This window comes from Geobacillus zalihae NBRC 101842 (assembly GCF_001544135.1).
GTDB classification, from domain to species: domain Bacteria; phylum Bacillota; class Bacilli; order Bacillales; family Anoxybacillaceae; genus Geobacillus; species Geobacillus zalihae.
The window spans coordinates 43,025-63,529 of sequence record NZ_BCPV01000015.1 but is presented as its reverse complement, the minus strand read 5'-3'; the positions used below and the strand labels follow the sequence as shown (position 1 = coordinate 63,529).

At 55.4% G+C, this 20,505-nt stretch carries 23 protein-coding genes; all 23 read right to left on the bottom strand.

All coding sequences use genetic code 11. The features are described 5' to 3' along the window. Nucleotides 1-5: 5 nt before the first annotated feature. The 23 genes from GZ1_RS06635 to GZ1_RS06525 all read right to left on the bottom strand — a co-directional run bounded on the left by GZ1_RS06635 (nt 6) and on the right by GZ1_RS06525 (nt 20,417). Nucleotides 6-389, bottom strand: a complete 384-nt coding sequence (locus tag GZ1_RS06635; protein ID WP_060788158.1) for an ATP synthase subunit I — start codon at nt 387-389, stop codon at nt 6-8. Nucleotide 390: 1 nt separating this feature from the next. Beyond that, the gene (locus tag GZ1_RS06630; RefSeq protein WP_015376065.1) at nt 391-615 is read right to left on the bottom strand and encodes an AtpZ/AtpI family protein; all 225 of its coding nucleotides are present in this window, start codon (nt 613-615) and stop codon (nt 391-393) included. A 303-nt stretch (nt 616-918) separates the two neighbouring features. Further along, on the bottom strand, nt 919-1,548 hold the full coding sequence (gene upp, locus GZ1_RS06625) for a uracil phosphoribosyltransferase (RefSeq protein WP_011232835.1): 630 nt from the start codon (nt 1,546-1,548) through the stop codon (nt 919-921). A gap of 151 nt (nt 1,549-1,699) precedes the next feature. Continuing rightward, nucleotides 1,700-2,938 carry a serine hydroxymethyltransferase gene (gene glyA / locus GZ1_RS06620; protein ID WP_060788157.1) on the bottom strand — a complete coding sequence of 413 codons (1,239 nt, stop codon included), beginning with the start codon at nt 2,936-2,938 and terminating at the stop codon, nt 1,700-1,702. Between the two features lie 92 nt (nt 2,939-3,030). Beyond that, nucleotides 3,031-3,609, bottom strand: a complete 579-nt coding sequence (locus GZ1_RS06615) for a TIGR01440 family protein (RefSeq protein ID WP_060788156.1) — start codon at nt 3,607-3,609, stop codon at nt 3,031-3,033. 769 nt (nt 3,610-4,378) lie between these two features. Next, a complete protein-coding gene (gene rpiB / locus GZ1_RS06610) occupies nt 4,379-4,825 on the bottom strand; it encodes a ribose 5-phosphate isomerase B (protein WP_011232838.1) in 447 nt (148 codons plus the stop codon). Nucleotides 4,826-4,920: 95 nt separating this feature from the next. Further along, nucleotides 4,921-6,210 carry a methyl-accepting chemotaxis protein gene (locus GZ1_RS06605; RefSeq protein WP_060788155.1) on the bottom strand — a complete coding sequence of 430 codons (1,290 nt, stop codon included), beginning with the start codon at nt 6,208-6,210 and terminating at the stop codon, nt 4,921-4,923. Nucleotides 6,211-6,235: 25 nt separating this feature from the next. Next, entirely contained in the window at nt 6,236-6,682 is a 447-nt protein-coding gene (locus tag GZ1_RS06600) for a low molecular weight protein arginine phosphatase (RefSeq protein WP_033017317.1), read from the bottom strand. Nucleotides 6,683-6,935: 253 nt separating this feature from the next. After that, nucleotides 6,936-7,487 carry a manganese efflux pump MntP gene (locus GZ1_RS06595; protein ID WP_011232841.1) on the bottom strand — a complete coding sequence of 184 codons (552 nt, stop codon included), beginning with the start codon at nt 7,485-7,487 and terminating at the stop codon, nt 6,936-6,938. A 412-nt stretch (nt 7,488-7,899) separates the two neighbouring features. Beyond that, nucleotides 7,900-8,967, bottom strand: a complete 1,068-nt coding sequence (locus tag GZ1_RS06590; RefSeq protein WP_013146615.1) for an L-threonylcarbamoyladenylate synthase — start codon at nt 8,965-8,967, stop codon at nt 7,900-7,902. Nucleotides 8,968-9,096: 129 nt separating this feature from the next. Continuing rightward, a complete protein-coding gene (gene spoIIR / locus GZ1_RS06585) occupies nt 9,097-9,960 on the bottom strand; it encodes a stage II sporulation protein R (protein ID WP_013146616.1) in 864 nt (287 codons plus the stop codon). Nucleotides 9,961-10,019: 59 nt separating this feature from the next. Next, complete coding sequence (gene prmC / locus GZ1_RS06580; protein ID WP_033005969.1) at nt 10,020-10,901, bottom strand: peptide chain release factor N(5)-glutamine methyltransferase; 882 nt, start codon at nt 10,899-10,901, stop codon at nt 10,020-10,022. After that, nucleotides 10,891-11,967 carry a peptide chain release factor 1 gene (gene prfA / locus GZ1_RS06575; protein ID WP_033005971.1) on the bottom strand — a complete coding sequence of 359 codons (1,077 nt, stop codon included), beginning with the start codon at nt 11,965-11,967 and terminating at the stop codon, nt 10,891-10,893. Before prfA ends, prmC begins: the two co-directional genes overlap by 11 nt. A 95-nt stretch (nt 11,968-12,062) precedes the next feature. Next, nucleotides 12,063-12,503: a hypothetical protein gene (locus tag GZ1_RS06570; RefSeq protein ID WP_011232846.1), complete on the bottom strand. Its 441-nt coding sequence runs from the start codon at nt 12,501-12,503 to the stop codon at nt 12,063-12,065. A gap of 135 nt (nt 12,504-12,638) precedes the next feature. Further along, nucleotides 12,639-12,821 carry a hypothetical protein gene (locus tag GZ1_RS06565; RefSeq protein WP_060788154.1) on the bottom strand — a complete coding sequence of 61 codons (183 nt, stop codon included), beginning with the start codon at nt 12,819-12,821 and terminating at the stop codon, nt 12,639-12,641. Between the two features lie 17 nt (nt 12,822-12,838). Continuing rightward, nucleotides 12,839-13,462, bottom strand: a complete 624-nt coding sequence (locus GZ1_RS06560) for a thymidine kinase (RefSeq protein ID WP_014196962.1) — start codon at nt 13,460-13,462, stop codon at nt 12,839-12,841. Nucleotides 13,463-13,863: 401 nt separating this feature from the next. Next, complete coding sequence (gene rpmE / locus GZ1_RS06555) at nt 13,864-14,064, bottom strand: 50S ribosomal protein L31 (RefSeq protein ID WP_011232848.1); 201 nt, start codon at nt 14,062-14,064, stop codon at nt 13,864-13,866. Nucleotides 14,065-14,321: 257 nt separating this feature from the next. Beyond that, on the bottom strand, nt 14,322-15,596 hold the full coding sequence (gene rho, locus GZ1_RS06550) for a transcription termination factor Rho (RefSeq protein ID WP_020754397.1): 1,275 nt from the start codon (nt 15,594-15,596) through the stop codon (nt 14,322-14,324). A 252-nt stretch (nt 15,597-15,848) separates the two neighbouring features. Continuing rightward, entirely contained in the window at nt 15,849-16,811 is a 963-nt protein-coding gene (glpX, locus tag GZ1_RS06545) for a class II fructose-bisphosphatase (protein WP_011232850.1), read from the bottom strand. Nucleotides 16,812-16,845: 34 nt separating this feature from the next. After that, entirely contained in the window at nt 16,846-18,132 is a 1,287-nt protein-coding gene (murA, locus tag GZ1_RS06540; protein ID WP_013524815.1) for a UDP-N-acetylglucosamine 1-carboxyvinyltransferase, read from the bottom strand. Between the two features lie 132 nt (nt 18,133-18,264). Continuing rightward, nucleotides 18,265-18,906 carry a fructose-6-phosphate aldolase gene (gene fsa, locus GZ1_RS06535; protein WP_011232852.1) on the bottom strand — a complete coding sequence of 214 codons (642 nt, stop codon included), beginning with the start codon at nt 18,904-18,906 and terminating at the stop codon, nt 18,265-18,267. A 75-nt stretch (nt 18,907-18,981) separates the two neighbouring features. After that, nucleotides 18,982-19,845, bottom strand: coding sequence for a class II fructose-bisphosphate aldolase (locus tag GZ1_RS06530; protein WP_011232853.1), 864 nt, complete (start codon nt 19,843-19,845; stop codon nt 18,982-18,984). Nucleotides 19,846-20,054: 209 nt separating this feature from the next. Further along, on the bottom strand, nt 20,055-20,417 hold the full coding sequence (locus GZ1_RS06525; protein ID WP_013146624.1) for a response regulator: 363 nt from the start codon (nt 20,415-20,417) through the stop codon (nt 20,055-20,057). Between the last annotated feature and the right edge of the window lie 88 nt (nt 20,418-20,505).

Below are 20,505 nucleotides of genomic sequence, written 5' to 3'. Positions count from 1 at the left end.
CGCTTTCATGCCTGCAGCTTGTCGTTTTTCCATTTGTGAAAGAAGAAATCTATTATAATGACAATGTAGGATGTCATTAATCCCAAAACGGTTGGCACGATATGAAAATGTTGCGGATACGTCAGAACAATGACAGCAGCCAACGCGGCAAGCGCCAAACGCGATAAGGTGCCTAATGTGCGCACTTTTTTGCGCGCCGCCACCGCTTGTCCGAATTTTTCGATTTTCCAGGTTAAGTTCCAAACCATGAGGAGGCTGATCGATGTGCCGAGAATCAAGCTGAGAAAAACGGTTTTATACGGCGTAAATCCAAAGCCGAGCGTATAGATGGCGAGCAAATACAATATGTATCGAACTTGCCGCCAAAACATCGCTTGAAGATTTCCCATTTTATTGCTCCCCAGAGAAATATTGGCGGATCAAGCGCAACATCGCATACACGCCGGCCGCCAGTCCAAGCAAAAGGCCGACGATCAAAAAGATCGGCTCGGTGCCAAATCGATCATCGATCCATCTCCCGCCGAAAACGCCGACCAAAATCGAACCAACAAGTTGGGAGACGATGGCGGACATCAACGCCATGGCTTGAAACGGGTGGCGCTGTTTTGGGGACATGCCAACACACCCTTTAACATAATGAAAACCTTCTCAATCTACCCCTTGTAAAGGATACAATACGGCCTGGTCAATGTCAATGTGTTTCCACGTAAAACCTCATTCACATAGGGCAAATATTAATAATTTGTGACAATTTCTCATTTTCTTCTCACAATGATGATGTATAATGATATATTTTATTTTTAGCCTATTTTCCTTTTCATGATTCGATGCAAGCGCTTAACTGACGCATGGGCAAGGCACCCTCTCCACCGCTCGATGGAATGCGAACCCCGCGCGGCGCGGGGCGCCTTGCAGCTGTTATTTTGTGCCAAACAGCCGATCGCCGGCGTCGCCAAGACCAGGGACAATATAGCCGTGGTCGTTCAACCGCTCATCAAGGGCAGCGATGTAAATGTCCACATCCGGGTGGGCCGTTTCCACCGCTTTGACTCCTTCCGGCGCCGCGATCAGGCACATAAATTTAATGCTTTTCGCACCCCGCTTTTTCAGCGCATCGATCGCCGCCACCGCTGATCCGCCGGTTGCGAGCATCGGGTCGACGATGATAAAATCGCGCTCTTCGACATCGCTCGGCAGCTTGACGTAATATTCGACCGGCTTTAATGTTTGGGGATCGCGGTACAAGCCGATATGGCCGACTTTCGCCGCCGGGATGAGCTTCAGGATGCCGTCAACCATGCCGATGCCGGCGCGCAAAATCGGAATGACGCCCAGTTTTTTGCCGGCGATCACTTTCGCTCTGGCTTTACTGACGGGGGTTTCGATCTCGACTTCCTCAAGCGGCAGATCACGTGTAATTTCAAACGCCATCAACGTCGCCACTTCGTCGACAAGCTCGCGAAATTCTTTCGTGCCCGTATTCTTGTCGCGAATGTAGGTCAATTTATGCTGGATGAGCGGATGATCAAAGACGTACACTTTTCCCATGGGTCAACTCTCCTCTTCCGTATGTATGCGCTGCACTTCTATACATTCTACTGGAAAACGAGCGCCTATTCAACTGCCGAACGAACGGAAAAAGGCGCACCGCCAAATCCGGAGGCGGTGCACCGTACGGTTTCGGACGAAGCGGCGGCGCTTAGTCTTGATAGAGCGGAAACTTTTCTGTCAAAGCGGCGACGCGTTGGCGCGCTTCCTCAAGCGCTTGTTCGCTGCCGACGTTTTTCAGCACAAGGCCGATGATGGCGGCGATTTCGTCCATCTCTTCCAATCCGAAGCCGCGCGTCGTGACCGCGGCCGTGCCGATGCGGATGCCGCTTGTGACAAACGGGCTTTCCGGATCGTACGGAATCGTGTTTTTGTTGACCGTAATCCCGACCTCATCGAGCACTTTCTCCGCCGTTTTCCCGGTCAGTTGCTGCGGGCGCAAATCGACAAGCAGCAAATGGTTGTCCGTGCCGCCGGAAATGAGAGTGAATCCTTCGTTTTGCAAGGCGGCTGCGAGCCGTTTGGCATTCTCCACGACGCGCTTCGCGTAGACTTTAAAGTCGTCTTGCAACGCTTCGCCGAGCGCGACGGCTTTGGCGGCAATGACATGCATGAGCGGGCCGCCTTGAATGCCAGGGAAAATGGCTTTGTCGATCTGTTTGGCGAACTGCTCCTGGCATAAAATCATCCCGCCGCGCGGACCGCGCAGCGTTTTGTGCGTCGTCGTCGTAACGAAATGGGCGTACGGCACTGGATTCGGATGAACACCTGCCGCAACAAGACCTGCAATATGGGCCATGTCAACCATTAAATAGGCGCCGACTTCATCGGCAATCTCGCGGAACTTGGCGAAGTCGATGATGCGCGGATAGGCGCTCGCGCCGGCGACGATCAACTTCGGCCGGTGAAGGCGCGCTTTTTCGCGCACGTCGTCATAGTCAATGACATGCGTTTCCGGATCGACGCCGTATTCGACAAAATGGTACTGAATGCCGCTGAAATTGACCGGGCTGCCGTGCGTCAAATGGCCGCCGTGCGACAAGTTCATGCCAAGCACCGTGTCGCCGTGCTCAAGAACGGTGAAATAAACGGCCATGTTCGCCTGCGCCCCGGAGTGCGGCTGGACGTTCACATGCTCCGCTCCAAACAACTGCTTCGCTCGCTCGCGCGCCAACTCTTCGACGATGTCGACATATTCACAACCGCCGTAGTAGCGGCGTCCCGGATAGCCTTCCGCATATTTGTTCGTCAGCACCGACCCTTGCGCTTCCATGACCGCGCGGCTGACAAAGTTTTCCGAGGCGATCAGTTCAATTTTCGCATGTTGCCGCTTCCGCTCTTGCTCAATAGCGGCGAACACTTGCGGATCTTGTTGTGGCAAGTAATTCATCAATAGCTCCCCCTTATGCGAAATCAGTGAATATTCGTTTTTATTTTATCAGCTTCAGCTAGGCAAATTCAAAGAAAAAATGAATGAAACCGCTAGAAAGAACAGGAATCATTCGGATTTTCCAACGAGTAGACCGCTCGGGCGCCGCCGATCAGCTTCGGCCGCGTTTTCGCCAGCGTCACGCACGCCGATCCAATGTGCTTCACCGAAACGCGCACGGGAACGGCAACCGGCTTCAAATGCATACCGATGAGCGTATGGCCGATGTCAATGCCGGCATCGGCGCGAATCGCCTCGACAACGACCGGGTCAGCGAACGTTCGATAGGCGTAGGCGGCCATCGCCCCACCCGCTTTCGGCACCGGAACGACCGAAACGATCTCCAGCCCGTGAGTTTTGGCGGTTTCCCGTTCGACAACAAGCGCCCGATTTAAATGTTCACAACATTGAAACGCGAGCGCAATGCCGGTTTCGCGCCGCCACGCGTCAAGCTCGGCAAACAGCATGGCGGCAACGTCCATCGATCCAGCCGTGCCGATCCGCTCGCCAAGCACCTCGCTCGTACTGCAGCCGATCACAACGACATCGCCGCGGCCAAGCGGAGCCTGTTTGCGAAACTCATGCAAGATGGCTTGCCATTGCTGCCGCCATTCGGTCAATCGTGCGTCCATGTCCTCTTCCCCTCCTTCGTTCGTTTTTATCCACGCTGCCGTTGACGAACACTGGCACTTTCGACGGTGATTCGTCAAAACCGGGTCCGGCTCCGGGGATGCCTGCGATACTCACGAATATGGAGTTTTCCTAGAAGGCTGATGAAAAAACAACCGTTTCCCCTGAATCGACAGTTCTCAAGTGAAGAGAACGAAACGCTTGCCGACTACAGCAGAAAAGCTGGGAACAGAGCCTTCTCAACGGGTTTTTATTGATTAATCAACACGCCTGACTTTTTGAACGCTCTCCCACCTACGCTCACGCTTAGAGGTGGGAGATTCTTGGGAACACCCGCCCTGCGGCAGGCTGTTCACCAAGCCATCCCCGTGCGTCCCACGGTTCAGCTGTCTTACCAAAACAGCAAAATTATATAAATGCAATTGAAAGCTTTTACATTCTTCGTTTTTACCGATCATTTCATCCGACTGTCGAGTGACCGAACAACACCGCTTAAAGACCCATGAATGGGTCTGTGAAGCGAGTCGTTGTTCGGTCTTTCGTCACGCCTTAGCGTGACAGAGGCAAGCCTATGGCTTGCCTTCGACAGTCAAAAATGGATGAGCCACTTTTCCGTCAAGAATATGTTAAACGATTTCGTTGCATCTCTATACACTCCCTTGCTGCCGCCATTCTCATGAAGCAAGACGCCCACGGCCGGCATGGGGCTGCACGGCGTCTCCCGCTTATGGCTCGCAGGCCGCATCCGCTCCGATGCGGCCCTGGTTCCGCCTACAAATGCTTATTTTCATACTCGGCGATTTTGCCGATCCGCCGCGCGTGGCGGCCGCCTTCAAATTCGGTCTCAAGCCATGCCTTGGCGATTTCGCGCGCCAGGCCGGGGCCGATGACGCGCTCCCCCATCGCGAGAATGTTGCTGTCATTATGCATGCGCGTCAGCTTGGCGCTGTAGACGTCGTGGCAAAGGGCGCAGCGCACCCCTTTCACTTTGTTGGCGGCAATCGTCATGCCGATGCCGGTGCCGCAGATCAAAATGCCGCGATCAAATTCGCCGCGCGCCACTTTTTCCGCGACGGGAAGCGCGTAATCCGGGTAATCGACCGATGTTTCACAATCGCAGCCAAAATCGGTGTACTCGATTCCCATTTCATCCAACAGTGCTTTAATTTCCTCACGAATGCGAATTCCACCATGGTCAGAAGCAATCGCAACTTTCATCACGTTCGGGCGGGGAGCCCTAGGCTTCGCAGTGATAGCGAAAGCCAGGGAGGAATCGCCCTTCCTCCTTTCGATGAATCATATTTGCATGTGCATCAACGGGTGCGGAACCGGGCGACAGCCGCCTGCAATTGTTCGGCCTGTTCAACCAACTCGCCAGCCAGTTTATGCACATCGTTGATCGATGCGGCCTGCTCCTCGGTCGCCGCCGCAACTTCGAGCGCGCCGGCGGACGTCTGCTCAGCAATCGCCGCCACTTCTTGCGTTTGCGCCGCGGCCCGCTCCATATGCCCCATTTGACGCTTCGCCAGCTCAGCGATGTCATGGACGGCGCGGATCACTTCATCAGCTGAGGCCGCCATGGCCGCAATGGCCTCATTCGTGCGCTCCCCTTTGGCCGCCTCAGCGTTTGTGGCGGCCACCTGCTTGTCCATTTGCGCCACCACACGGGCGACTTCATTTTGAATGTTGCCGACCAGTTCCGCGATTTTCTTGACCGCCTTGGCGCTCTCATCAGCCAGCTTGCGCACTTCCTCGGCGACGACGGCAAACCCCCGGCCGTGCTCGCCGGCGCGGGCTGCCTCAATGGAAGCATTGAGCGCAAGCAAGTTCGTCTGTTCAGCGATGTCCGCGACAAGCAACGTAATGTTGCCGATTTGATTGGCGTGTGCTTCGAGCTGCTTGACAGCCGCCCGCGACCGTTCTTGATCGTCAGCCAGCTTTCCGATGCCGCTAATGAGCGAATGGGTGATATCGCGGCTTGCCTTCAGCGTTTCGGCCATCCCATATACCGACTGTTCCGCACGCTCGGCTGTTTCTTTGACTTGCACGGCGATGGCGAGCACATCCTCGGCCGCCGCAGCCGCCTCTTGAATCGCCTCGGCCGAAGACGCCGCCCCTTTGGAAATGTCGTCAATCGTCGCTGCAATATCGCGTGCACGGCTTGACGCTGTTTCGGACGCCTGCCTCATTTCCGCTGTCTTTTCCGTCGTGCGCGCTGCGCTCTCTTCCACATTGGCGACGACGGCGCGCAAATGGCCGAGCATCCGGTTGAACGCGACAGCCAGCGAGCGGATTTCATCATGGGAAGAGGGCAGCGGAACATCCTCATCGATATGCCCTTCTGTCGCCTTTGCCGCCGCTTCCTCGAGCCGTTGCAGCGGCCTTGTAATCCAGCCAGCGGCCAAATAGGCAAGCACTCCGGACCAAAAGATGCCAAGGAGCAGCACGATCATCGTGAACACGCTTTTGTTCCATGAGGCGAACCACTGATCATACAAAACGTACAAGAAAAAGGCGCTCGTTGAATACGTGATCAGCGCCAACGCTGTCGTAAAAACGATGAGCTTCAGGCGCAAACTGAACTTACGACTTGTCCCCCCCATTTGTGTTCCCCCTCACTTCTTTACCTCATTGTTCTGTTTGCAACTTTTCCGCCAAGCGGTCAATGAGCGTCTCCAGCTCATCGCGCGCCGCCCGGTACACTTCAATCGGCCCGCCGAACGGATCGGCGATGTCGCCGTCTGTTCCCGAGACGAACTGCTTCAACGTAAACGTTTTGTCCTTCGCTTCTGGGAAACGCTCGACGATCATGTCTTTATGGCCGGATGTCATCGCCAGCACGTGCGTCGCCCAGTCGATATGCTCTTTTTTCAGCTGCGAGGAGCGGTGGGCCGCTTCGATTCCTTTTTCCTTCAACACCATCTTGGCGTGAACCGACGCCTCGCTCCCTTCCGCCGCAAACACGCCGGCCGATTTCACCTCGACGCCTGGCAGCTGCTTATTCTCCAACAATGCAGCGGCCATCGGGCTCCGGCATGTATTGCCCGTGCAGACGAACAAAATGCGGTATGGCATACAACCACCTCTTCACATCAATGACTTACCATCAATATACCATAGGGAAAAGAGCAAAAAAAGGCTCTTCACCACAACATGTACTTGACAAGCAATGCGGTTTCCTGCGTAAGGATAGGAAAAAAGTGCTGATTTTCCCTCACAAGCGTAAATAGGGTATGTTCAGAAAAAATCAAGTACAACTTTTGGTGAAGAGCCGCAAAAAAGCAGGCCGTCCGCTTTTTTCCACTGAAGGAAAACCGCCTGCCGCCGTTTATAGAAAAAGCAGCTTGAGCCCGAACGCCAGCAAAATGCTGCCGCCGAGCGCTTCGCTGTAAGAACCGAGCCATTGCTGAAAATGGCGGCCGACAAAAAGCCCAACCCATGTCAGCACCATGCTGAACAGACCAAACAGCAAAATCGTCACCATCGTCCGCGCTCCGAAAATGCCGAGGCTCAGCCCGACGGAAAAGCTGTCTAGGCTGACGCTGAACGCAAAAAAAAGCAACCCCACCCCACGCGGAAACAGCGGTGAGCCATCGTCCCTCCGGAACGAGGCGATGATCATTTGCCCGCCAAGCCATAACAGCAGCGCCCCGCCCGCGTATGTCGCGACACTTCCGAACTCGCGCGACAGCAGGCGGCCGACCGCCATGCCAGCAAGCGGCATGAGAATATGAAACAAGCCGATCGTCAACCCGATATAAAACATTTGCCGCAGCCGGAGGCGCAACAGCCCCATTCCTAAAGCGACTGAAAACGCGTCCATGCCCAGCGCCAGCGCCATCATTGACAGCGCGATGATTTCGCCGATGAATGCGCCCATGTTTCTTCCCTCCCGGACCGGCCTTATTGCTAAACATATGCACGTCCAGGGCAGTTTAGAAGCAGAGCGGGCAGCCAATGGGCGCCGCCTGATTGACGGGCGGACGGAAAAGAAAAAACCGGTCCACAACAGACCGGTTTCGCGCTTGGAAACGGCATCCCCCAAATCCTCTAGTTGCCATTTGAACCTTACCGTTTGCAGAGCCGTTTTCTCGACTATCGCACGACCGAACAACGCCGCTTCCAAACCCATACATGGATCTGTGAAGCGCGTTTCCGTTCGGTCTTCCGTCACGCCAAGGCGCGACGAAGAAGCCTGCGGCTTGCCTCCGACCGTCAAAAAATAGACAAGCTGCTTTTTCGACCAGGATACGTGAAACTTGTTCACTGCATCTATACAGACGGCCGTCCTTTCATTTCCGCTGTTCGCTGATGGCGCGTCCGCCGGCTGCTTTGCGGAGCCGGTTCATGATCGCCGCGCCGATTCCTTCTTCCGGAAACGCCTCGCTGTAAATGAGATCGACGTTCGTTTCATCAAATCGGCGCAGCGTGTCGTACAGCCGGCTCGCGACCGTCTCAAGCGCCTGGCGCGTTCCGCACGGCAGCACGACATCGGCCGCATACTGATCCCGGTTCTCCTCGGTCGTCAACACGCCGACCGTTTTCCCTTCCGCCCGGCTTTCATCGACAAGCCGCTGCAAAAACGCGGGCGGGCCGGCGACGATCCAAAGCGGCGCTTTCGGCGCATAATGCGTATATTTCATCCCCGGCGCTTTCGGCGCCGCCTCGTCATCCACAGCAGCGGCCTCTTCAACGCGGCCGATCGCTTCAATAAGCGCCTCTTTCGTCACTCCTCCCGGGCGCAAAATCGTCGGCACGCCCCCACTGCAATCGAGCACCGTCGATTCAACGCCCACGCCGGTCGGCCCGCCGTCGATCACCCCGGCGATCCGCCCGTCTAAATCGGCAAGCACGTGCGCCGCCGTCGTCGGACTCGGCCTTCCTGACCGATTCGCGCTCGGGGCGGCCAACGCCAAGCCGCTCGCCTCGATCAACGCCAGCGCCAGCGGGTGATCCGGCATGCGCACCGCCACCGTCGGCAGCCCGGCCGTCACCCGTTCAGACACCGCTTTGGCCCGTTTTGGCAATACTAACGTGAGCGGCCCCGGCCAAAACCGCTCCATCAACGTTTTCGCCATCGGTGGGATCGAGGCGGCTACCGCCTCCGCTTGGGCCATGCTGGCGACATGAACGATGAGCGGATTGTCGCTCGGCCGCCCTTTGGCGGCGAAAATTTTTTCCACCGCGGCTGTATTGGCCGCATCAGCCCCCAACCCGTACACCGTTTCCGTCGGGAATGCGATAACTTCCCCGGCCCGCAGCCATTCAACCGCCTCTCGTATTTGTGGATAAACTTGCTGTTTATCAACAATATTATCCACAACCCAAACACGCGTTTTCAATCGTTTCACCTTCTCCATCGCCGTGATTCGCCTTGAAAATGGCGGCTTTTTTTACAAGCGTCAGATCGCCGCCCGATGCCTTTCCACAGTTATACACAAATTGTGAATAAACTTGTTATTTTTGTGGATAACTTTGTGGATAGATGCTTATGGAATGAGATGGCTGAGCCACTCTTTGAAGAAAAATTTGACTTCCACCGGCTGTTCCGGCTCGGCCATGACGACGAAGGACGATTCTTGATCATCAGTGTGCCCTTTGTCCTTCTCGCCATCCGCATGGATGGACGAAGCGGCGCGATCTTCGGTTTCCGCCATCGCACCCCTCTCCTCTTTCGGTTCGTCCCGCTCGATGGCCTGCTCGCCGCTTCGCATCGCCTCAGCTTCCGCTTCGGCCGACTCGCTGTTTTGCTTCGACCCGGCTTCCATTGACCGGACGCTCTCAGCCGACACCGGTTCATTCGTTCCTGCAGGCGATCGGTTCGCCGCCATCATGACGGCATCGCTGTTGGAAAAATCGAGAAAACAAAGCGGCGGGAACAGAACGCACCACCAGTTTGCTCCTTTTCCTTCCCCAAGCGTGATCAGCACGGCATCATAGATGCCAGCCGGATATACGTAGTTGCCGTACACTTTCGTCGGAAAATGAACCGGGCCAAACTCCACTTTGTACGTTTGATCGCTTTGTTCATCGCGCAACACGCGGGCGACCGTCCGCTCGATGTCCGGCAGGTGAGAGCGGATGACGCGCTTTGCTTCCTCAAACGAAGTGAGTTCGGCCACCCAGCCGTTGATTTGCGCATTGACCGCATCACGCACTTTTCGCTTCAATTGTTGGTCTTCATCGGCGTCGCTGTTGGCTAAAATGCGCAGGCGGATTGCCTCATCAGGGATGGCGACCGCCGCGTTCGCCCCGGCGTCCGTCTTGTGGCCGTACAGCTCGACGAGTACGCCTGTCGTTAATAGAATGATATATAAACATATGGCAATGGCATTTCCTTTGATGGTCATCATCGGCACCGTCCTTTCACCTTTCATTGTGGACGGCGCCGCTCGTTTTTAAACCTATCAATCTAACACGTTTTCCCGTTTTTCGGCCGCGTCATGTACACCATCCGGTCTTTGCCGTTGAGGTCAAAATCGACTTCCACTTCGGCTTCTGGAAACGCTGCGGCCAAGAGCGCCGCCACTGCTTCCCCTTGCCCGGCGCCGACTTCAAAAGCGGCAAGCGCCGGCGCGCCGAGCACAAGCGGCAACTCGCGGGCGAAGCGGCGGTAAAAATCGAGCCCATCGCGGCCGCCAAAGAGCGCCGTGTGCGGCTCATAGTTTTTGACGACCGGGGAAAGCATAGCGGCGTCCGTCTCTGGAATGTACGGTGGATTGGAAACGACGACATCGACCGTCCACCCCATGGCCATGATCGGCTGCAGCAAGTCGCCGCACAAAAATGAAACATTCGCCCCGAGCCGCCGGGCGTTTTCACGGGCGACCGCGAGCGCCGCTTCGGAAATATCGGTTGCGGTCACCGACAACGCTTTGTTCTCCAGCGCCAATGTCACGGCGATCGCCCCGCTGCCAGTGCCGACGTCAACGACATCGATCCGCTTCCGACCAGCAAATAGGCGCGGCACCCGTTTTAGGACGCCAAGCACCAGTTCTTCCGTTTCCGGGCGCGGGATCAACACATGGCGGTTGACAAGAAACGGCCGGCCGTAAAACGATTCATAGCCGATCAAATATTGAATCGGCACATGATCCACCGCATGGCGGCGCACATCGGCCGCAAACCGTTCATATACCGCTTCGTCGACCGGCTCGCGCCAACGGGCGAACAGCCCGGCCCGGTCCACGCCTAAATGGTGGCACAATAGCCACTCTGCCGCCCGCTCCTCTTTTCCGTGGGCGCGCAAAAAAGAAGAAGCCCAGGCGAGGACTTCGTGGACGTTACGACGCATCGTTCGCTTGCTCCAATTTTTTCGCCTGATCGTCCAAAATGAGCGCCTCGATAATTTCGTCGAGGTGGCCATCGAGCACTTGATCGAGCTTTTGGATCGTCAATCCGATGCGGTGGTCCGTGACGCGGTTTTGCGGGAAGTTGTACGTCCGGATGCGCTCGGAACGGTCGCCGGTGCCGACTGCCTGCTTGCGCGTTTGGTCATATTCGGCGCGCGCTTCTTGCTGGTACTTGTCATAAATGCGGGCACGCAATACTTTCATCGCTTTTTCTTTGTTTTTGATTTGCGATTTTTCGTCTTGGCACGTGACGACAATGCCGGTCGGAATATGGGTGAGGCGCACGGCCGACATTGTCGTGTTGACGCTTTGCCCACCCGGTCCGCTTGAGGCGAACGTGTCGACGCGAATGTCTTTTTCATTGATTTCGACTTCGATTTCTTCCATCTCCGGCAGGCAGGCGACCGTCGCCGTCGACGTATGGATGCGCCCGCCTGACTCCGTTTCCGGGACACGCTGGACGCGGTGCGCGCCGTTTTCAAACTTCAGCTTTGAATACGCCCCTTTGCCGTTGATCATAAAAATGATTTCTTTATAGCCGCCGAGGCCGGTCGGACTCGCTTCGATCACTTCCGTCTTCCACCCTTGCGATTCCGCATAGCGCGTATACATCCGGTACAAGTCGCCGGCAAACAGCGCCGCCTCTTCGCCGCCGGCGGCCGCGCGGATTTCCATAATGACGTTTTTCTCATCGTTCGGATCTTTCGGCAAAAGCAACACTTTCAGCTTTTCAACGAGCGCCTCTTCCCGTTCTTCCAGCTCGTCAATTTCCTCTTTCACCATCTCGCGCAGCTCCGGATCGAGCTTTTCCTCAAGCATCGCTTTCGCTTCGGCCAGCTGCTCGCGAACCGATTTGTATTCGCGGTACGTTTGCACCGTTTCTTCCAAATCCGCCTGCTCTTTCGAATAATCGCGCAGCTTTTTCGGATCGTTGATGACGTCGGGGTCCATCAACAGTTCATTGAGCTTTTCATACCGTTGCTCCACAGCTTCCAACCGATCAAACACATCATTCACCTCTGTTTTTCCCACACAGTCTAATTTTAGATTATAGCATGAAATGAAGCCAAACAAAAACCCCCGCTTTTGGCAAGCGGGAGCTCTCAGTTGACGCGCACGATGATCTCGTATGTCGGGATCGCTTTTGTCAGCAACTTGTCAATGCGTTGCGCCTCGCGCTGCCGCTCCTCGTCAGACAGCTCTTCCGGTGCATCAACGGTCACATACATATTGCCGCCGTGAAACCAGATGGAGTCGGCGTGGTAATCGGTGTACCGCTCGATGAGTTGTGCTGCCTTGCGCGTATCGGCGCGCTGGTTTTCGCTTCCTTCGGTCAAGCTGATAAAATTCGGGTTTTGCCGCACGTTTTCCGGATCGTCGAAGTTGTTGTACAAGTCTCTGTCAGCGTCGATCTTCGGCCGCCCGTCCGTCATCAGCCGCGCGCCGTTTTTGTCCTCGCTTTGCTGGCGGTAGGACGGATGATCCGGAGCGAGCGAACAGGCCGAAAGCAGGAAGATCATTCCTAACAGCCAGATGCGTCTCATCCTTTTTCGCCTCCTTAGCTGTTAGGATGTCCATGATCGCCCGTCAATGATACACGGCAAGCCATAAATCTTTCTGCCATCATTCGTCTATTTTGCGGCGAACGAACAAAAGGGGCAGCCTAGTCAAGCGAACGATCAATGATGAACGAGCCGCATGCCAAACGCTTTTTCCTCCCATAGCGAATGGACGCACGAGACGGGCGAGAATGATGGCGCCGCTTCCGCCCTTCTCGGTCGGCGAAACATACGAATATGCACCGTTTCCATCAACGATGGCTGCGCTTCGCCACTTGACCGATGAAAGCGGCCAAACAACATCAGTGACCGCCTCACCATCACTCACCCGTATGTCCAGCAAGCGGGCGGTTGTATCGCTTTTTCGGTTTGCCAGGCACTTCATGGTGATGGCGGCAGCGAGGCTCGTACGCCTCGCTGGCGCCGACGAGAATCACCGGATCGTCATAAGAGGCGGGCGCACCGTTAATGAGCCGCTGCGTCCGGCTGGCCGGGGAACCGCATACCGTGCAAACCGCCTGCAGCTTCGTCACCGACTCCGCGATCGCCATCAGCGCCGGCACGGGGCCAAACGGTTCACCGCGAAAATCTTGGTCGAGCCCCGCGGCGATGACGCGGTAGCCGCAATCAGCGAGCGTTTGCACCACATCGATGATGTCGTCGGAAAAAAACTGTATTTCATCGATGGCGACGACGTCGGTGGCGGCGGAAATGTAGCGGAACATTTCCGCCGGCGTCGCGACCGGAATGGCGATCACCGAATTGCCGTTGTGCGACACGACTGCGTCTTCGCTATAACGATTGTCGATCGTCGGTTTGAACACTTTCACTTCCTGCTTGGCAAACTGAGCGCGGCGGACGCGGCGAATCAATTCTTCTGATTTGCCGGAAAACATGCATCCACAAATGAGCTCAAGCCAGCCGGACTGCGTCATCACGTACATTGGGGCCTCTCCTTTCACACAACACTGTCCTCAAACCATCGGCCGCTCCTTGCCGTCTGCCATCGCAACGATCAGCGGGATCAGCTTGATAAGCAACCGGCCTTCCATCTGTATAGATGCAATTTGAAGCTTTACGATTTGCAACTTTTACCGAGTATTTGATCGACTGTCGGGCGACCGAACAACGCCGCTTAAAGACCCATATATGGGTCTGTGAAGCAGGCGGTTGTTCGGTCCTCCGTCACGCCAAGTCGTGACGGAGAAGCCTGTGGCTTTCCTCCGACAGTCGAAAAGGGGCAAACCGCTTTTCCGTCAAAGATATGGTAAACTTCTCCGTTGCATCTATATGCTCTCACGAAAAAGCAGGCAAGTTTCGCTTGCCTGCTTTCGTCACGTCCTTGTTACTTAAGGCCGTATTTTTTATTGAATTTATCCACGCGGCCCGCTGCCGTAACAAATTTTTGTTTGCCCGTGAAGAACGGATGGCATTCCGAGCAAATCTCCACGCGCAGCTCGTCTTTGACCGAACCGCTTTCGAATTCGTTGCCGCATGCGCAACGGACGATGACTTTTTTGTACTCTGGATGGATGCCTTGTTTCATCGTTTTCATCTCCTTCCGCCCTGTATCTTATCGAAACAGAGTGATTCGTAGCATGGAACGCTTCATGCTTATGCGCGCCCGCCCGTTTGGCAAGGCGCAGCGCATGGAACAGCCGGGACTCCACCGAAGCGAACCCAGCCGGTGCAAATCACGGATCGCACAAACCAAAAGGCGATAGCCAAAACACACATGTTAAGATTATAACAGCTTTTCTGTCAGTTTGCAACGGGCGATTCGCGGCAAATTCCGCCAACGGCCTACAGACGGAGCGGGCCGCCCTGTTTCCACTCCTGATCGAGCAAGGCGAAAAACTCTTCGTTTGACTTCGTCCGGCGCAATTTGTTCAAAAACCGCTCGATAAAGTCGGGCGAATCGGCCATCGTTTTGCGGATCGCCCACAGCTTTTCCAAATGTTCTTTTGGGATGAGCAGCTCCTCTTTGCGCGTTCCCGAACGGCGAATGTCAATAGCTGGAAAAATGCGGCGCTCGGCGAGCGAGCGGTCAAGATGGAGCTCCATGTTGCCGGTGCCTTTAAATTCCTCGTAAATGACGTCATCCATGCGCGACCCGGTGTCAATGAGGGCGGTCGCCAAAATCGTCAAGCTGCCGCCTTCTTCGATGTTGCGCGCCGCGCCGAAAAACCGCTTCGGGCGATGAAACGCCGCTGGGTCGATCCCGCCCGAGAGCGTGCGTCCGCTCGGCGGAATGACCAAGTTGTACGCCCGGGCGAGGCGGGTGATGCTGTCCATTAAAATGACGACGTCACGCTTATGCTCAACTAATCGCATCGCCCGTTCTAAGACAAGCTCGGCCACTTTAATATGGTTTTCCGGCACCTCATCAAACGTCGAGCTGACGACATCGCCTTGCACCGACCGCTCGATGTCGGTCACTTCTTCCGGCCGTTCGTCAATGAGCAAGACGATCAACTCGACATCCGGGTGGTTTGTGGTGATGCTGTTGGCAATTTCCTTCAGCAGCATCGTCTTGCCAGCTTTCGGCGGCGCGACGATCAACCCGCGCTGGCCAAAGCCGACGGGAGCGATCAAGTCGATGATGCGGGTCGACAGCTTGTCCGGCGTTGTCTCCAGCTTCATTTGCCGATTCGGGTAAAGCGGCGTTAACGCTGGAAAGTGAACGCGCTCCTTGGCGACTTCCGGGTCTTCGCCGTTGACCGCTTCGACATGAAGCAAGCCGAAGTAGCGTTCATTTTCTTTCGGCGGCCGCACTTTGCCGGATACTTTATCCCCGTTGCGCAAATCAAAACGGCGGATTTGGGAAGCGGAAATGTAAATGTCTTCCGAGCTCGGGGAATAGTTGATCGGGCGCAAAAAGCCGAATCCTTCCGACGGAATGATTTCGAGGATGCCTTCCATGAAAAAGAGGCCGTCTTGTTCGGCACGCGCTTTCAAAATCGCAAAAATAAGCTCCTTTTTCGTCAACTTGCTGTAGTATGAAATTTTGTATTGCTTGGCGAGCTCATACAGCTCCTTCAATTTCATGTTTTCTAGTGCTGCTAACGTTAATTCCATCTTGACACCACACTTTGCAAATTTTCCTATTCTCCCATCGTTCGTGTTCGGACGTATTGGTCATCAATTCGACAGGCGAAGGGATTCATTTCGAAGATGATGAAGGCTGAAATGAAATAAAGAAGTAGAATGGCAGAGCTTATTTTTGCATAAGCAACACGACTATTTTACCCTTTTTTCTTCTTTTTAATCAATATTTTTTTGTTTTTCCGAGCCAGGCGCGGCTCCGGCGCCCGGCCGGATGGCAGGATATCATTTGATGACTAAGTTCGGTTTTTTCTTCAAACTGTGCCGCCCTTCGATGAAGCGGACCGTGCCGGACTTGGCCCGCATGACGACGGAGTGGGTGAGGCCGTACGCCCCTTTCAGCCGCACGCCGCGCAACAGCTCGCCGTCGGTGACGCCGGTGGCGGCAAAAATCGCGTCGTCTCCTTTCACCAAATCGTCCATGCGCAGCACTTTGTTGACGTCAATGCCCATTTGTTTGCACCGCTCGACTTCATCGTCGTTTTGCGGCAGCAGCTTTCCTTGCAGTTCGCCGCCAAGGCATTTCAACGCGACCGCCGCGAGCACTCCTTCCGGCGCGCCGCCCGAGCCGAACAAAATGTCAACGCCGGTATGGTCAAACGCCGTGTTAATGGCGGCGGCGACATCGCCGTCATTGATGAGCTTAATGCGGGCGCCGGCTTCACGCAGCTCATGAATGAGACGCTCATGGCGCGGGCGGTTGAGAACAACCGCGACGACGTCTTCAATATCTTTGTTTTTCGCCTTCGCCACCGCCTTTAAATTGTCGATGATCGGCGCCTCAATGTCAATCATCCCGACCGCTTCCGGCCCGACGGCGATTTTCTCCATGTACATGTCCGGCGCGTGAAGCAGATGACCGTGGTCAGCGACAGCGACGACAGCCAAGGCGTTCCATCCCCCGGAAGCGACGATGTTCGTCCCTTCAAGCGGGTCGACAGCGACATCGACGCGCGGGCCATAGCCGTTGCCGAGCTTTTCCCCGATATACAGCATCGGCGCTTCGTCCATTTCCCCTTCGCCGATGACGACGGTGCCTTTCATCGGCACGGTGTCAAACACGTCGCGCATCGCCGACGTCGCGGCGTCATCAGCCTCATTCTTTTTCCCGCGCCCCATCCAGCGGGCGGCGGCAAGCGCCGCCGCTTCGGTGACGCGCACGAGTTCCATCGATAAGCTTCGTTCCATCGTCGTTCTCCCCTTCCCCTTTGTCGACTGGACGTTACGCGTTTTTCACTTGCTCGATTTCTTCATCGGTCATTTTTTCGCGCCAAATGGTGGCGCCGATGTCAGACAGTTTTTCGACGAGGTTGCTGTAGCCGCGGTCGATATGCTCGACGCCGGTGATCTCCGTCACTCCTTCAGCCATCAGCCCGGCAATGACAAGCGCCGCCCCGGCGCGCAAATCGCTCGCCTTCACTTTCGCCCCTTGCAGTTTGACGGGGCCGGTGACGATGGCTGAGCGGCCTTCGACTTTTACATTGGCGTTCATGCGCCGCAATTCATCGACATGCTTGAAGCGGGCGCTGTAAATCGTGTCGGTGACGACGCTTGTGCCGTTGGCTTTTGTCAGCAGCGCGGTAAACGGCTGCTGCAGATCCGTTGGGAAGCCCGGATAGACGAGCGTCTTGACGTCAACCGCTTTCAAAACGTCGGTGCCGCAGACGAGAATTTGATCTTCCCCCGTCTCCACGCGCACCCCCATTTCGCGCAATTTGGCCGTCAGCGATTCAACGTGCTGCGGGATGACGTTGTCGACGACGACTTCGCCATTGGTGGCCGCGGCGGCAATCATGTACGTCCCGGCTTCGATCCGATCCGGGATGATGGCATGGCGGCAGCCCGATAATGTTTCGACGCCGTCAATGCGGATCACATCGGTGCCAGCTCCTTTGATTTTCGCGCCCATATTCGAAAGCAATGTCGCGACATCGATGATTTCCGGCTCTTTCGCCGCATTTTCGATAATCGTCCGCCCTTTGGCGCGCACCGCCGCCAGCATGATGTTGATCGTCGCGCCGACGCTGACGACGTCCAAAAAAATGCGGGCTCCGCGCAGTTCTTCCGCGCGCAAATAAATGGCGCCCTGCTCGTTCGTTACGGTGGCGCCCAGCGCCTCAAACCCTTTGATATGCTGGTCAATCGGGCGCGGACCGAGATGACATCCGCCCGGCAAGCCGACAACCGCTTTTTTGAAGCGGCCAAGCATCGCCCCCATCAAATAGTAGGAGGCGCGCAGCTTTTTCACCTTCCCATTCGGAAGCGGCATGGACACCATATTCGTTGGGTCGATGACCGCCTCTTTGCCGTCAAACGAAAACGAGCCGCCGATTTCTTCGATCAAGCTTCCTAAAATGTGCACGTCGGAAATGTCCGGCAACCCCTCGATCGTCACCGGCGAATCGGCCAAAATCGCTGCAGGAATCAAAGCGACCGCGCTGTTTTTCGCACCGCTCACTTTGATCGTTCCCCGCAGCCGATCTCCGCCGATAATTTTCATTTTATCCATCGTCGTCTCCCTTCTTTGCTCGGAAGTTGGCTTCACCCCTGGGACGAAAAAGCAAAGCCGGGCGGGCTCATCACGTCCGGCCTGAACGCGGCAGAGCGAGCCCGCTTCACCCAAGAGGCAAACGGCTTACTTTCATTTTTGCCGATTCCAGTCGGCGAGAAACTTCTCAATTCCTTGATCGGTCAGCGGATGGTTGAACAATTGCATAAGCACCTTGTACGGAACCGTGGCAATATGCGCCCCGCGCAACGCCGCTTCCGTCACATGGTGCGGATGGCGGATCGAAGCGGCGATGATTTCCGTTTCAATGCCATGAATGTTGAAAATCTCAGCGATGGTGGAAATGAGCTCTAAACCGTTATGGCCGATGTCATCGAGGCGGCCGAGGAACGGAGAGACGTACGTCGCGCCGGCGCGTGCGGCCAAGAGCGCCTGGTTGGCGGTGAACACAAGCGTCACGTTCGTTTGAATCCCTTTTTCGCTGAACGCCTTGACTGCTTTTAAGCCTTCCGGCGTCATCGGAACTTTGATCGTAATGTTCGGGGCGATTTTCGCCAGCTCTTCTCCTTCCGCGATCATGCCAGCGGCGTCGGTCGAAATGACTTCAGCACTCACCGAACCAGAAACGATCGATGTAATTTCGCGCAACCGATCATGGAACGATACGTTTTCCTTCGCCACGAGGCTCGGATTGGTCGTGACGCCGGCCAAAATGCCGAGTTCATGGGCGTGTTTGATTTCTTCCAAGTTGGCAGTGTCGATAAAAAATTTCATGCTGAACCCTCCTTGTTATTCGTTGCACATGCAAAGGCAGCCGCGCGGCGGCCAAACGCCGCCCGCGAAGCCGATTCATCGCGCCGCTTTTCCGGACGAGCCAAACTCGCGCATTTTGCCGATGACCGTCGCTTTGATGGCGTCGCGGCCCGGGCCGATGATTTTGCGCGGATCATAGACGTTCGGGTCTTTCGCGAGCAGTTCGCGGACGACTTTGGTAAACGCCATTTGGTTTTCGGTATTGACGTTGATTTTCGATGTGCCAAGGGAGATCGCGCGTTGAATTTGTTCGGTCGGAATGCCGGTGCCGCCGTGGAGCACAAGCGGAACGCCGGTTAAATCGCGGATTTGCTCCATTTCGGCAAATCCGAGCTTCGGCTCTCCTTTGTATGGGCCGTGCACAGAACCGAGCGCCGGGGCGAGACAGTCGACGCCTGTCCGTTTGACAAGCTCTTCGCACTCTTTCGGGTCGGCGTAAATGATCCCTTCTCCGACGACGTCGTCTTCCTGCCCGCCGACGATGCCGAGCTCCGCTTCGACCGAAACGCCGCGCGCATGAGCATATTCAACGACTTGCGAGGTGATGCGGACGTTTTCTTCAAATGGATGGTGGGAGGCGTCAATCATAACCGAGGTGAACCCGGCGTCAATCGCCGCTTTGCATTTTTCAAAGCTCGATCCATGGTCGAGATGGATGGCGACCGGAACGGTGATGTTCATGTCTTCCATTAACCCTTTGACCATATTGACGACCGTTTTGAATCCGCTCATATAGCGGGCCGCCCCTTCGGAGACGCCGAGAATGACCGGCGATTTTTCCTCTTCGGCCGCCGCTAAAATGGCTTGCGTCCATTCCAAGTTGTTGATGTTGAATTGACCGACCGCATATTTGCCGCGCAGCGCCTCGTTCAACATCTCTTTCATTGATACTAACGGCATGGTTCCATCCTCCTTAGCTGATCGTCGTCTTTGTCGCCATGACGGTGGTTGAATCCATCGGCGCAAAATGCATCTACGTTTATAAGCATATCAACTTGCCGGCAAAACGGCAACATTTCCACCCTTTCATCTCCGAAAGACGACAGCGTCATCCATACTTATTGCTTCGCTTTCTTTGCCAAAGGAAAGCCGCTCATCGATGGCGCTGTCTAGGCGGTAATGTATTTTTTGACGGCAACGCGCAAATCGTCAATATCAAACGGCTTGGCAAAATGCATCAGCGCCCCGAGCTCTTTCGTTTCTTGAATCATATCGAGCTCCCCGTAGGCGGTCATGATGATCACCTTAATATCCGGATCAATCTCTTTCAACCGTTTTAAAATTTCAATGCCGTCCATGCCAGGAATTTTCATATCCAGAAGCACAAGATCGGGGTGATGTTTGCGGGCGATTTCGAGCGCCTGCATGCCGTTGGCGGCCTGATACGTTACATACCCCTCCCGCTGAAACACTTCGTTGAGCAAAATGCGGATGCCATATTGATCATCGACAATTAAAATTTTGTTTCCCACCGTTATGCACCTCTATTCCCTGTTTTCTCCCTATTAATGTTTCGCATTTGGCAAACCCATTTCCTGCTTGCTTTTCTTGTTGTTTGCC